This window comes from Thermodesulfovibrio sp. Kuro-1, assembly GCF_006538445.1.
Taxonomy (GTDB): Bacteria; Nitrospirota; Thermodesulfovibrionia; order Thermodesulfovibrionales; family Thermodesulfovibrionaceae; genus Thermodesulfovibrio; species Thermodesulfovibrio yellowstonii.
In genome coordinates, this window is sequence record NZ_BJKS01000003.1 from 188,597 (window position 1) to 201,913 (window position 13,317).

Consider the following 13,317-nt stretch of genomic DNA (forward strand, 5'->3'; position numbering starts at 1 on the left):
GGAAATGTTTGAACAAAAAATTCAAGCAATATCTCCAATTATACTTGCTCTAATTGCAGGTATTTTTACTTGGTTTATGACTGCTCTGGGTGCTTCAATGGTTCTGATGATAAAGAGAGTGAATCAAAAGATTTTTGATTTAGCACTGGGTTTTGCAGCAGGAGTTATGATTGCTGCAAGTTTCTGGTCACTCCTTCAGCCTGCAATTGAAATGTCTGAGAAATTAAACATAGTTTCTTGGTTACCACCTGCTGTAGGATTTATTCTGGGTGCTATTTTCCTTAGATTATTTGATATGATTATTCCTCATCTTCATCTCCAATCACCAATTCATGAAGCAGAGGGACTAAAAGTATCTTTAAGAAGAAGCACTCTTTTGGTTTTAGCAGTTACCCTACATAATATTCCTGAAGGATTGGCTATCGGTGTTTCATTTGGAGCTCATGCATTAAAACCAGAGGATGTAAGTTTAATCTCATCTGTTGTACTTGCCTTTGGAATAGGTATTCAAAATATTCCTGAGGGATTTGCCATTTCAATTCCATTAAGAGCTGAAGGTTTTTCAAGACTAAAAAGCTTCTCTGTTGGTCAAATCTCAGGAATAGTTGAACCAATATTTGCAGTAGTAGGAGTTCTGATGGTTGAAGTCATGCAAAATCTCCTACCCTATGCCTTGGGATTTGCTGCTGGAGCAATGATTTTTATCACAGCAGAGGAGTTGATTCCAGAATCACAGAAAAAGGGAAATTCCGATATTGCAACAGCAGGACTCATTATAGGATTTACACTTATGATGATTCTTGATGTTGCCTTTAAGTGATTAGGTGCTTTTAAGCCTTTTTGCTATCTCTGTAAGTCTTCTTCCAAAAGCTTTACAAATATTTGCCTCATTCTGATCAATCTCTCTTTTATTTTCAGCCTCTGCAATATGTCCTGGTCCATAAGGAGATCCTCCTCCCTTTGTTAGATATAAATCAGAAACTGAATAAGGAACTCCAACAATGATACAACCAAGATGAAGCAAAACAGTCATAAAAGTAAGAATTGTAGTTTCTTGACCTCCATGAAGTGTACCTGTTGAAACAAAAACTCCTGCTGGCTTCCCTTCAAAAACTCTCTGTATCCATAAAGGACCGAGTTGATCAATAACATTCTTAAGTTGCGCAGACACATTTCCAAACCTCGTGGGCGTTCCAAAGGCGTATCCATCCGCTTGTTTAAAATCTTCAAGAGTTACCAAAGGAACATCTTTCTGCATCTCTGCCCCTGCTTTCATGTCTGGCCTTGACTCTATAATATTTTCAGGAATTAATTCTGGGCATCTTCTTATTATAGGCTCTCCACCAGCTTCTTTAACACCATCTGCTATCAGTTGTGCCATCTTGTAAGTATTCCCAAAAGTGCTGTAATAAACTATAAGAATTTTCATCTTTGCACCTCGTTTAAAAGTAGTTATCTAAATTATATCAAAATCAAGCTAAAACTTATGCTCAGGATTATGCAAAAGAATCTGTCTCAGTGTTTTCAATTCCTTATCACTAAATCTGCCTTTAAGTCTTTCAAGTTTTACAAGATTTTTTTTGTAAAGCCTCTCATACTCTTTATACTTTTTCTTATCAAATCTAATACTAAAATCTCCGGGGATAAACCATTTATCAGTTAGATAGAGCCATGAGGCAAACTGAGATAGCTCAAAGCCCTTCAATACCTTTATCTTACTGTGCCAGAAATCCTTTAATCTTAACCCTTTTTCATCGGCAACTATTTTATATCCTCCTTTAAATGGTTCTGCTCCCTGAATGTCTTCATACTGCCATGTTGAAACAGAAGTTTGAATGCTACTGTGGCAACTTTTACAGTCCCTTGCTTTTCCAAATGGATGTGCTACTTCCTCAATTTGTAACCAAAGCAGATGTTTATCTCCTGAAGGAAGTCCATCAAAGGTACCGATAATTGCATACATATCCCTTGTTTCACCATTGGACCATCTAAATTTTATCTCTGTTGGTGCTACATCTTTCTTAATATTACTTACACTATGGGGAAAAATCTTAACGGGAAACCATATGCCTTTTTGGTCTTTCATTAATATAAGAGGCTTTTGAATTCCGTAATAGAGAGAGTATTTTTTAAACGGATTAGGCTTTTCACCTATGTATCCCTTACCCCAGACTGTTATCTGATATCCACCTGCCTCTGTTACATGACAGGCTGTACAGGTGAGATTCCTATGAACTGAGTTTGTAAGGGCTTTCTCTATCTCAATATGACAGTCTCCACAGGTTGCCTTACGTTGCATATCACCCATTCCTTTTTTACCTGTTTGGTGACAGTCTACACAGTGAATTCCCTTTGTAAAATGAATATCTGGCTTTCTTCCTTGAGGAATTGAATAAAACTTCCCTATATAGGTTTCTCCTCTTCTTGAGTGCCCTGAGCCGGTATGGCAGACTGAATTTCCTCTTCCTCTTCCCATGCAACTCAATGAATCTGGAACTTTTATGAAGGCATGAGTGCCTCTTTCTCTGCTTGGTGCATAGTGGCAGTCAACACATCCAGCATGGCATACATTGCAAAGTCTCTGTTTTGCAATTGCTTGTTCGGTAGTAAATGAAACATTTATTTCCTTTCTTATCTTTTCAGTATTTGTGAAATCAAACTCTGCGATTTTAAGTATTTCCTCTGGAGGTAAATCTGCAAAGGATGGACCACAGTTGTGTGGTCCATAGGGTTCAAGCCATGTCTGCATAGTTCTTTGACGATAGTTTGTCGCCATTGTTGTGCTTCTGAATTGTTTTAACTCTTCTTGGTGACAACCTCTCTTTCCACATGTTTTTTCAGCTATTTTAGGATCAAAATTAAAAGTATAAGGATTTCTATCATGCCAGAGAATATTTCGCACCTCAGGATGAAGAGATACTCCATCATTTTCTCTCTTTTTTGGAAGAAGCTCAAAAAGAGCATTTCCCCCCATTGGAAATATTTTGTTTAGCTCTATCTCTTCCTTGCTGTAAACTTTGCTTCTCTCCACTGGTTCCGCACTTTCATTGACAAAGATTGCTTTTAACATTCCCTTATGTGCTTCATCTTTATCGTGAGCTCTTCCGTTACCTAAGTGACAGTCCCTACATTGAACTGTTTTATGTCCTGTCTGTTTTCTTACTTCTCCAAGTGTAACATAAAATTGAGGATATCCAAGCTCAGCCATTTTTTCCTTTGAACTGTGGCAATTTATACAACTTTCAGATGAATCCATGTAGTATCCATAGCCTAAAAAGCCAACTATAAGTAGAAACTGAAGAAAAAAAACTGTTACAGTAAAAGGAGTAGCGAGATCACTTATTTTACCAAGTTTGAAGGACATTTAAAATTATAGCAGAGAAAGGGAGCAGGTTGCTCCCTCCTCTTGTAATTTTTAGTTTTCTGTTATTTTATATTTGCCGCCTTTTTTAATCTGAATGGTTGCATCAAGGAATTTTACATTGTATCCTGCTTCTTTAAGTATGTTGTAAGCCATTTCTGCTCTCATTCCAGTTGCACAGTGAACAACTATTTCTTTATCCTTTGGTAGTTCATTAAGCCTATCCTTAAGCTCGTTTACTGGTATGTTTTTAGCCCCTTTTATAATACCCATCTGTGTTTCCTCAGGATCTCTTACATCAAGTATAATCACATTGGCTGGAATTTTTCCTATAATCTTCTTGAATTCCTCTATGCCAATTGTCCCGTGTTTTGGCTTTGGAATATATACAATCTCTTTCTTTAACTGTCCAGATAAAACCTCTCCACCAGCTTTCTTCCATGCTTCTATCCCACCTTCAAGATAAGAGGTATTTACATATCCCCATTTTCTTATAATGTCAAAAGCTTTAAGTGAAAGTTTATCCTGTGTGCAATAAATTATAATCGGTGCATTTTTCTGTTTAGGGAATAATTTTTTTGCCTTGTCAAGTTCCGCGAGAGATATATTAATAGCACCCTTTATATGTTCCTTTTCTGCTTGCTCTCTTGGTCTTACATCAACCAATACATGAGGAATGTCTTTACTGATAAGTTCTTGTAAATACTTGACTGTTGAGGCAACAGGATAACCTTGTTTTTTCCACTCAGGAAGTCCATCTACAAATTGCTTTACATTGGTGTAACCTAATGCTTCTGCTCTCCGAGCAGATGAAGGCGTAAGAGCTCAAGTAGGACCTTGACAGTAGTATACAATTGAACTATTTTTATCCTTCGGTAATTTATCAATATGTTTATCAAACTCTGCAAACCAGATGTTAATTGAACCAGGTATATGTCCCTCATTATATCTACCAGCAGGTCTACAATCAATTATGAGTGCACTTTTTGCATCATAAATTTTTTTCATTTCATTAACTTTTATAACCTTTGAAGGATCCACGGCAACTGGCGGTTTTACATTAATTAAAGTGGCGTAGAATTCGCCATTTTTCTCTACATAAGTAATAGCAATCTCTTTTTCTTTTGGTAATTTATTAAGGGGTTGATTCCAATTCTTTAGTTTGGTATTTTCGTCAAATTTGACAGTCCATAAAGCACCTGTATCAATTTGAATCATCGCAGCTTTTCCAGAGACAGTCTTCAAATTACCCCAAAGTTCTCCTTGCTTTGCAGTGTGACAACCAGGCAAAGAACATCCCTTAGCTATGATAGGCTTTTGTTGAGATATACCCTGAGAGGCTAAAAAAGCTAAACATAAAGCAAAAATCAAACAAGCCAAAATCAAAGTTCGCCCTTTTTTACTCATAAAACACCTCCTTTTTTCTATAAGTGTAACTTTATTTATAGATTTTGTCAATATATACCCATAAGCCCTTAAAGCTATACTATATTTAACTTGACATTAAATCACTTTATTGTTTATACTCCCTTAGAGTATCCTGCTTTGCAGGAAATAATTCTGTAAGATGGGGGGGGTTCCCATGAAAAGATGGAGCAAGATTCTAATTGTAATCAGCCTTGTATTAATGTTAAGTAACTTTACTTTTGCAGCTACCCCATTAAGCGATGAGAGAGTTAAAGAAGCTAAACAATGTGGAATTCAGGAAGTTGATGTAAATTCCGCTAAAGAGTTGATTAAAAAAGGTGCAGTGATTTTAGATGTTAGGGAATATACTGAGTATGTTGCAGGTCATATTCCAGGTGCAATTTGGGCTCCAAGAGGATTATTAGATTTTCAGGCTTATGATTGGTTGCCAGATAAAGAAAAAACATATTTAGTTTATTGTAAGACAGGAGGAAGAGGAGCGGTTTCAAGTTGTGATCTTAAAAAACTTGGATATAAAAATGTCTACAATTTAAAAGGGGGATTTAATGCCTGGTCAAATTCTGGAGAGCCTGTAGAAAAAGGAGAGCCTCAAGGAATGGGTAAAGGTATAAAAAAATAGGAAGGTGTTAAAATGAAAGTCTTATTAGCAACTTTAGTAACTGTCTTATTGTTTACCTTATCGGCTTTTGCTTATGATGTAGAGATGGCAAAAAAATTTGATGTCATGTTTTCTCAGATGACCCCAGAAGTTCTCGCAATGAGACCTTGTCAGATAACAACAAAAGATATACTTGAAATGATCAAAAAGAAAGAAGATTTTGTAATTCTTGACATAAGAACACCTGCAGAACAAAAACTTATAGCTCCTGTATGGAAAGACTCTCTTCTAATCCCAATGCATGAACTTTTTAAACCTGAAAACCTTGCAAAACTTCCAAAGAACAAAAAAATTGCAGTGCTATGTCACACAGGGGATAGAGCTGCTGCTGCCACAATTGCCTTAAGAGCAGTTGGATTTTCCAATGCCTTCCAATTCAAAGGTGGAATAGCTGAATTTGCTAAAGAAGTAGGCAGGCTTGCAACAGAATATGTGAAAGAATAAAGAAAAGAGGGGCACTGTCCCCTCTTTTGTCTCTCACGCAATATGATTAATAAAAAACCATTAAGTTTTTTTATCTTTCCTTGACAAAATATAATGTTTTAAGTTAATTTAAATTGTTGATGGGCCTATAGCTCAGCTCGGTTAGAGCGCACCCCTGATAAGGGTGAGGTGGTTGGTTCGATTCCAACTAGGCCCATGTAAAATGTGGGGGTGTAGCTCAGTTGGGAGAGCGCCTGCTTTGCACGCAGGAGGTCGTGGGTTCGAATCCCTTCACCTCCACTTTATTTTTCAGATTTGTTAAAAATTATGATATTCTTTCAAGATTCTCTTCAATTAAATCTTTAATTACATAAACTAATTTTTTACTTTTTCCCAATGGGTTTGTGCATAAAACTTCAAGTTGTGGATAAAGTTTTTTTATATTTTCAATAATCTTAGGAATATCAAAAGAAACATGACTTCCTGAAGATAAAAAAAATGGATGTATTATTATTCTTTTTGCGCCTTCTTCTACGCATTTAGTTATAGCCTCATCCACTGAGGGGCTACCATATTTAAGATAAGCATATTTGATATCTTCAACCTTTTTGCCGAGAACAATTGCTAAGTCTTCAACCATAGAGTCTAAATTATTTATCTCTTTTTTAGGGCTTCCATGAGCTATGATAATTATTTTATCCATGTTTTTGCCTTATTTGTCATTTCTTCAATTCCTTCTATGATTCTTGGACTTAAATGATAAATTTTATCACTTATATAGTAAACTTTACCATTTTTTACTGCATTAGTGTCTTTTAGTTTTAAAATCAAATTCTCTGATACAGAGGATTTGTGTCCGACACCAAAAAAAATAATATCTGGATTCATTTTAATTATTCTTTCTATGTTAATTGATGAAAACTCGGCAATGTTTGTCAGCCCTAATAGATTCATGACTTCATTTATATGAGATGTCTTGCCTGCAACAGTGAGTGGATCAGCCCATATTATAAATAACGCCTTTTGCCCTTTAAAAACCTTCCTTATTTTTCTTAGTTTTTTTTGAAATTCATAGGCGATACTTTTTGCTTCCTTTTCTTTGCCAATGACAATTCCAAGTCTTATTAATTCATTAGATATATCTTCAAGACTTTTAGGAGCATAGACATGTACCTTGATGCCGAGTTCTATTAGTCTGTTGTAAACTTCCTTAGGAGTAACATCTTTTGAAATTACTACAAGATCTGGTTTTAAAGATAGTATTTTCTCATATGATGGATTGATCATACCTCCTACTTTCGTTTTGTTTTTAATTTCTTCGGGCCATTTACAATAGTTTGATACAGCAACCAATCTGTCAGTGGCATTTAGATAATAAATTGCTTCTGTAACTGACGGTGCAAGGGAAATAATTCTTTGAACCTCAGCAAAAGATGATGTGGAAAAGAATAAAAATATTAGAAAAAATACCAGAATCTTCACTTTATTCTCAAAGGCACTCCAGCAACCATTAAATAAGCTCTATCGCATATATCCATTACTTTATGATTGACAGTCCCTGCAAGGTCAACAAATTTTCTTCCAAGCTGATTTTCGGGAATTATGCCCAAACCAACTTCATTTGCCACAATAAATAAATGAATTTCATCTCTATATTTCCTCAATAAATCAAAAAATGCTTCTACAAATTCACAAAAATCATAGCCTTCAACAATAAGATTTGTAAGCCATGTAGTTAAGCAGTCAATTACCACAGATGAGTTCTGAGTAATTTTCATAATAGCTTCATTTAAGTTTATTGGCTCTTCTACAGTAATCCAGTGACTGCCTCTTTCTTTCTTATGCCTTTCTATGCGTTCCTTCATCTCCTCATCAATAGCTCTTGCCGTTGCAATATAATAAAAATTTCTGTTTCCTGTTTTTTCTCCCTCTTTGAGTGCAAAATTGCTTTTTCCGCTTTTTATTCCACCGATTATAAATGTAATCATGTCAACTCTCCAAAAACTTTTTTAGTTCTTTGAAAAATATTTCATTTTCAAATCTGGTTTTTACTGAAACCCTTATAAAATTTTCATTGAGTCCATAGAAATTTGAACAATCTCTAATAAGAATTCCTCTTGCTAACATATATTGGAAAATACCTTTTTTGTGAATTTCTATAAGATAAAAATTCGCCACAGATGGAAAATATCTGAGTTTAAGTTTATTCAATGAATATTCAAAAAAATCCTTTTCCATAAGGAAAAAATCATGGCTCTGCTTTTTAAACTCTTCATCTTTGATTATTTCTTCTGCTATACACTGCGATAAACTATTTATACTCCATGGCTGTCTATATCTCTTTATTCTTTCAATAGTTTCAAAAGAAGCAACAGCATAGCCGAATCTAAGTCCTGCAAGTCCGTAAAACTTTGTGAGAGAGCGTAAAACAATAATATTTGATGATATTGAATCTCTGAGCAAAGTTTCATTTGGAGCAAAATCTATAAAAGCTTCATCTAATACAAAAGTTGAATCTTCATGATGATTAGCCAGTTCCATAATTTCTTTTTTATCTATTAACCATCCTGTTGGATTATTGGGATTGCAGATGAAAATCATCTCATATTTTCTTTCTTGAATTTTTTTATTAATCATTTCAAAAATTTCTTCTTTATTCAAAGTAAAAACCCTTTCTATATCATCTATATCATTTACTCTGCAAGCTTTCTCATATTCAATAAATGTGGGTTCTAAAATCAATACAGAGTTTGGTTTTAATGCCTTTACTATTAGATAAATCAGTTCTGTTGAGCCATTTCCACAAACTATATTTTCAGGTGGAACTTTATAAAGTTCTGAAAAAGTTTTTATGAAAGCTCTTGTTTCACTATCAGGATATTTATGCAGAAGTGGAAATCTTTCAAGGGCTTTTCTTTTTATTTTTTCTGGTAAAGGTAGAGGATTAACAGAGGAACTCATGTCTATAATTTCGCCAATGGCTTTGCCTGTAATTTCTGAAGCAGTATAAATATCACCTCCGTGTCTCACCTATTTACCTCCTCCACCGAAATAACCTCATATAATAGCCTCTCTAATTATGATTGATAACAAAACAAAGATAAAACTACTTAAAATCACAAATTTAATGCAAAGATGAACATGATTTGATTTCACAATTTCTAAATCATCTCCAATATAGGGCTTTTTAAAAAGTACGCCTCCATAATAATTAGGACCTCCTATTCTTACTCCAACAGCTCCTGACATTGCTGCTTCAGGTATTCCACTGTTTGGACTGCTGTGATTTTTTCCATCTCTCAGCATAATTTTCAATGCCCTCTTCCCAGATGAAAAACCAAGCATTATAAAGGCGATTAAAACAATCAGGAGTCCTGTTATTCTTGCCGGAATATAGTTAAAAATATCATCCATTTTAGCTGAAAACCACCCAAACTTCCTATATATTTCATTTTTATAACCAACCATTGAATCAAGAGTATTTACAGTTTTATAGAGAAGTAGAAATGGAAAGCCTCCTATTAAAAAATAAAACAACGGTGCAATAACTCCATCAGATAGATTCTCAGCAAGACTTTCAATAATTGCGATTCTTATTTTGTCTGCTGAAAGATTATCCGTATCCCTTCCAACAAGGGCTTTCAATGAAATTCTTGCTTGCTCCAAACTTCCTTCATCTAAAAGCCTATTTATCCTTTTAGCCTCCTCAATTAGTCCTCGTAAGGCAATAAATAGGCTTCCAGCTACTGCTAAAAGAATACATGAAAATAACCATGTTATCTCTGATAGACTGCTCAGCTTATTTAGAAAATATACGAATATAACGGAAAATAAAAAAACAGAGACTGCAACGAATAAAAAGAGCAAAAAACCACCAAATCTACCATTGAGTTTTCTTTTTCTTAAAAAATTTTCAGTTTTTTCAATAAGTTTGCCTATTGTCTTGACAGGATGATATTTTTTGGGATCTCCAATCAAAAAATCAATTAAAAATGCTGAAACTATTATCCAACTGTCAACAAATAATATCTTCATAGTCCAGCTATTTCCCATACTCTATTTATATCCAGATTTTTTTCAATAGTGTTTGCAAGAGTATCTATAAATGATTCTTTGAGTTTCTTCCATGAAAAACTATAATCAATTGGATTTAATCCCTTTTTAACTCTGTGTCTATTTATAAGCCATCTTCTAAGACTGTCACTCTCAAATATTCCATGAATATATGTTCCCCAAACATTCCCACAGACTATTCCATCAAATAAAGTCTGATTCATTGAAGTCCTTGTTATTTTAAAAAGCCCGAGATGTCCGTAAGTTATTCCTTTATGAATTTCATAACCTGTAATTTTTATTGAAGGTTCTGAACATAAGCAGCCTTCAACCTGAGTTGTTATTTTTTCAGGATAAAATAATGTTTCAACAGGAAGTAAACCTATTCCATCAAACTCTCTGAGTGAACTTTCAACCATATAGGGATCTATTAACTTTTCACCAAGCATCTGAAATCCACCACATATTCCAATGATTTCAACTCCGTTCTTAGCAAGCTCTCTTAATGTTTGATCAATCTTAAGCTCTCTCAAAAGTTTTAAGTCTTCAAATGTTTTCTTTGAACCAGGAATTATTATTATATCAGCACTCAGCAGATCTTCTTTTTTTAATGAATACATCAACTCAGTATCAGGCTCAAATCTTAAGGGCTCAAAATCATTGAAATTTGAAATATATCTTAGTCTGAGAACAACAATCTTAACTGGTGCATTGACTTTTTGGGCAAAAAAGTTGATTAGTCTCATAGAAACTCCATCTTCATCAGAAATTCCTGTTTCATCTAAATATGGAACAACTCCTAAACAGGGCTTGTTTATCAATTCTTCAAGTTTTTTAATTCCAGGCGAAAGAACATCCACATAGCCTCTGAATTTATTAATTATGAAACCTTTAAAAAGACTGTCATATTTTTCAAGAAGCTTCACAGTTCCATAAAGAGAGGCAAAAACCCCTCCCCTGTCAATATCACCTACAAGAATAACTGGTGCTTTCAGATACTCTGCTACAGCCATATTCACTATGTCTTTTTCAAGAAGATTTATCTCAGCAGGACTTCCAGCTCCTTCAATTATTAAAAAATCATGTTCTTTAAGTAAATAATTCAATGAATCTGTGACATTTTCCCAGAGTTTCTTTTTTTCAGAGTAAAAATCCATTGAGTTCAAGGTCTTATAAATCTTCCCATGAACAACTATCTGAATACCCTGTTGCCCTGAAGGTTTAAGCAAAACAGGATTCATATGAACATTAGGAACTACACCCGCTGCCTCTGCCTGAATTGCCTGAGCCAGACCTATTTCTCCTCCATCTTCTGTAATAAAACTCTGAAGGCTCATATTTTGAGCCTTAAAAGGCGCAACTTTTATACCCCTGTTTTTAGTGATTCTACACAAAGCAGTAACAATTAAACTTTTCCCACAGTTTGAAGATGTCCCTTGTATCATTAATAACTTAGCCATAATTTTTCACCTAATAAAAAACAAATGAGAAAAACTATCTCTGTTATTTCAACGGTTGCTCCAAGATGATCTCCTGTTATTCCGTTAAACTTTCTTTCAAAAAATTTTTTCAAAATATAAGAAATAAAAAAGAGAAAAAGCGCAATTAAAGGCAAAAAAATAAAATTTTTTTCAATAGTAAAATAAACCAGCAAAAAAGCAGGTAAAACAGTAGAAATAATAACCTGCCATGAACTAATTTTCCCTATAAACAAAACTCCAAGTCCTGTAGTTCTTGCCGGTTTTCCGGAATACATTAATGGAATTACTATCCATCTTGAAAAGCAAAACATAAATAAAAATATCAAAAATTGATTAATATCAATAAGTTCTTTTACAAAAGCAAATCTACAAAGTACATCTAAAACTAAGACAACTGCTCCAGCAACTCCTACTGTGCTGTCTTTCATTATTTGTAGTCTTTGCTGGAGGTCTTTTTCCTTCTGTCCCGTTCCTTTATAAAAAAGAGCATCAAAAGTATCTGAAAGCCCGTCAATGTGAAATATTCCTCTCACTGAAAATAAAAATACCAGTAAAATAATTGAAATAACTGAAGATGAAAAAATTTGTTTGAAGATGTTCACTAAAAAAATACAAAAAACTCCTTCTAAAAAACCTATAAAAGGGAAAAAAATAATAGAGCGAATAAGCTCTTTTTCGTTTATTTCTTTGAATTTCAGAGGTAAAACTGTCAAAAACGAAAGAGCTATCAAAAATCTATTTATCATTTTTAGATACACCCGCTTCCTCAAAAGTTGACATTTCACGATAAATTTTAAGGCTTGCTTCAATAACTGTCATTGCAAGAGTTGCGCCAGTTCCCTCCCCGAGCCTGAGATTTAGATCAAGCAAAGGCTTAAGTCCCATAAAATCAAGAGCTTTTTTATGTCCTTTTTCAACAGAATTATGGGAAGCAAAAATATAATCTTTAACAAGTGGATTTATGCAATAAGCAATCAGAGCTCCTGCAGTAGAAATAAAACCATCAACTATAACTGGAACTCTCAACGATGCACAACCTAAAACAACCCCTGCTATCGCACCTATCTCAGGACCTCCAACCTTTGCTAAAACATCAATGGGATCTGATGCATCAGGTTTATTTATTTCAATTGCTCTTTTGATTACTTCAACTTTTCTTTTAAAAGTCGTTTCATCTATCCCTGTTCCTCTACCTGTGACTTCTTCAACATCTGAATTTGTAAGAACGCTTACAACAGCAGATGAAACAGTTGTATTTCCAATTCCCATCTCTCCTGTAGCAAAGAGATTATAGCCTCTGGAGTAGCATTCTTTGACTAATTCAATTCCGATGTCTACAGATTTTATTGCATCATCACGACTAAGTGCATAGCCTTTTGCAATATTTCCTGAACCTTTTACAACTTTTTTTTTGATTAATCCATTAATCTCACTAAAATCATAATCAACACCAACATCAACAACTAAAACATCTGCTCCTGCATGCCTTGCTAAAACATTTATTCCTGCTCCACCTCTTAAAAAATTAAAGACCATCTGAGCAGTAACTTCCTTAGGATAGGCGGATACATTCTCTTCTGTAACTCCATGGTCAGAAGCAAAAACAAGCACAGCTTTTTTCTTTATTTCAGGCATAGCATCTTCATAGATAGCAACAACCCGCGCTGCAATTTCCTCAAGCCTTCCAAGACTTCCCTGAGGTTTTGTTAGATTATTTAACCTTTTCCACGCAATATCAATAAATTCTTTTTTTAATGGCTCTATTTTAAGATTTAACATAGTCTACATTCCTCCTTCTATAAATTTATTGGCACTCCTTTAGTTATCCTTATAAGTCATCTAGGATTTCTCTATTCTGTCATTCCGAGGAGCATTAGCACTGAAAAATCTTCTCGTTTTCAAATCATAGAGAT

At 34.4% G+C, this 13,317-nt stretch carries 15 protein-coding genes and 2 tRNA genes; 5 read left to right on the plus strand and 12 right to left on the minus strand.

Features of this window, described 5'->3' with window-relative positions; translation table 11 throughout:
- Positions 1 to 4 precede the first annotated feature (4 nt).
- Positions 5 to 820 carry a ZIP family metal transporter gene (locus FLY87_RS04965; protein ID WP_012546694.1) on the plus strand — a complete coding sequence of 272 codons (816 nt, stop codon included), beginning with the start codon at positions 5 to 7 and terminating at the stop codon, positions 818 to 820.
- On the opposite strand, the gene wrbA is transcribed toward FLY87_RS04965, so the two are convergent.
- From wrbA to FLY87_RS10130, 4 genes are all read right to left on the minus strand, one after another.
- The gene (gene wrbA, locus FLY87_RS04970; RefSeq protein WP_012545384.1) at positions 821 to 1,429 is read right to left on the minus strand and encodes an NAD(P)H:quinone oxidoreductase; all 609 of its coding nucleotides are present in this window, start codon (positions 1,427 to 1,429) and stop codon (positions 821 to 823) included. It lies immediately after the preceding gene.
- A 48-nt stretch (positions 1,430 to 1,477) separates the two neighbouring features.
- Complete coding sequence (locus tag FLY87_RS04975) at positions 1,478 to 3,364, minus strand: cytochrome c3 family protein (RefSeq protein WP_012546624.1); 1,887 nt, start codon at positions 3,362 to 3,364, stop codon at positions 1,478 to 1,480.
- A 51-nt stretch (positions 3,365 to 3,415) separates the two neighbouring features.
- Complete coding sequence (locus FLY87_RS10420) at positions 3,416 to 4,027, minus strand: rhodanese-like domain-containing protein (RefSeq protein ID WP_164924842.1); 612 nt, start codon at positions 4,025 to 4,027, stop codon at positions 3,416 to 3,418.
- Positions 4,028 to 4,186: 159 nt separating this feature from the next.
- On the minus strand, positions 4,187 to 4,768 hold the full coding sequence (locus FLY87_RS10130; protein ID WP_181405990.1) for a rhodanese-like domain-containing protein: 582 nt from the start codon (positions 4,766 to 4,768) through the stop codon (positions 4,187 to 4,189).
- Between the two features lie 175 nt (positions 4,769 to 4,943).
- On the opposite strand from FLY87_RS10130, the gene FLY87_RS04985 reads away from it, so the two are divergent.
- From FLY87_RS04985 to FLY87_RS05000, 4 genes are all read left to right on the plus strand, one after another.
- Positions 4,944 to 5,408, plus strand: coding sequence for a rhodanese-like domain-containing protein (locus tag FLY87_RS04985; protein WP_012546528.1), 465 nt, complete (start codon positions 4,944 to 4,946; stop codon positions 5,406 to 5,408).
- A gap of 12 nt (positions 5,409 to 5,420) precedes the next feature.
- Positions 5,421 to 5,891 carry a rhodanese-like domain-containing protein gene (locus tag FLY87_RS04990; RefSeq protein ID WP_012545460.1) on the plus strand — a complete coding sequence of 157 codons (471 nt, stop codon included), beginning with the start codon at positions 5,421 to 5,423 and terminating at the stop codon, positions 5,889 to 5,891.
- A 121-nt stretch (positions 5,892 to 6,012) separates the two neighbouring features.
- A tRNA-Ile gene (locus tag FLY87_RS04995) sits at positions 6,013 to 6,087 on the plus strand.
- A 10-nt stretch (positions 6,088 to 6,097) separates the two neighbouring features.
- Positions 6,098 to 6,170 (plus strand) — tRNA-Ala (locus FLY87_RS05000).
- Between the two features lie 25 nt (positions 6,171 to 6,195).
- On the opposite strand, the gene FLY87_RS05005 is transcribed toward FLY87_RS05000, so the two are convergent.
- Genes FLY87_RS05005 through cobT form a run of 8 tightly spaced genes read right to left on the minus strand, consistent with a single transcriptional unit; the run spans position 6,196 to position 13,183 of the window.
- The gene (locus FLY87_RS05005) at positions 6,196 to 6,573 is read right to left on the minus strand and encodes a sirohydrochlorin chelatase (protein ID WP_012546612.1); all 378 of its coding nucleotides are present in this window, start codon (positions 6,571 to 6,573) and stop codon (positions 6,196 to 6,198) included.
- On the minus strand, positions 6,561 to 7,352 hold the full coding sequence (locus FLY87_RS05010) for an ABC transporter substrate-binding protein (RefSeq protein WP_141266450.1): 792 nt from the start codon (positions 7,350 to 7,352) through the stop codon (positions 6,561 to 6,563). Before FLY87_RS05010 ends, FLY87_RS05005 begins: the two co-directional genes overlap by 13 nt.
- Positions 7,349 to 7,858 (minus strand): bifunctional adenosylcobinamide kinase/adenosylcobinamide-phosphate guanylyltransferase, encoded by a 510-nt coding sequence (gene cobU / locus FLY87_RS05015; RefSeq protein ID WP_141266452.1) that lies wholly within the window; start codon positions 7,856 to 7,858, stop codon positions 7,349 to 7,351. Before cobU ends, FLY87_RS05010 begins: the two co-directional genes overlap by 4 nt.
- A 1-nt stretch (position 7,859) precedes the next feature.
- Entirely contained in the window at positions 7,860 to 8,900 is a 1,041-nt protein-coding gene (gene cobD, locus FLY87_RS05020; protein WP_141266454.1) for a threonine-phosphate decarboxylase CobD, read from the minus strand.
- A gap of 27 nt (positions 8,901 to 8,927) precedes the next feature.
- Positions 8,928 to 9,905 carry an adenosylcobinamide-phosphate synthase CbiB gene (cbiB, locus tag FLY87_RS05025; protein ID WP_141266456.1) on the minus strand — a complete coding sequence of 326 codons (978 nt, stop codon included), beginning with the start codon at positions 9,903 to 9,905 and terminating at the stop codon, positions 8,928 to 8,930.
- Entirely contained in the window at positions 9,902 to 11,383 is a 1,482-nt protein-coding gene (locus FLY87_RS05030; protein ID WP_141266458.1) for a cobyric acid synthase, read from the minus strand. The genes cbiB and FLY87_RS05030 overlap by 4 nt, the downstream gene beginning before the upstream one ends.
- Complete coding sequence (cobS, locus tag FLY87_RS05035) at positions 11,368 to 12,150, minus strand: adenosylcobinamide-GDP ribazoletransferase (RefSeq protein WP_141266460.1); 783 nt, start codon at positions 12,148 to 12,150, stop codon at positions 11,368 to 11,370. The genes FLY87_RS05030 and cobS overlap by 16 nt, the downstream gene beginning before the upstream one ends.
- Complete coding sequence (gene cobT, locus FLY87_RS05040) at positions 12,140 to 13,183, minus strand: nicotinate-nucleotide--dimethylbenzimidazole phosphoribosyltransferase (protein WP_141266462.1); 1,044 nt, start codon at positions 13,181 to 13,183, stop codon at positions 12,140 to 12,142. The genes cobS and cobT overlap by 11 nt, the downstream gene beginning before the upstream one ends.
- Positions 13,184 to 13,317 lie beyond the last annotated feature (134 nt).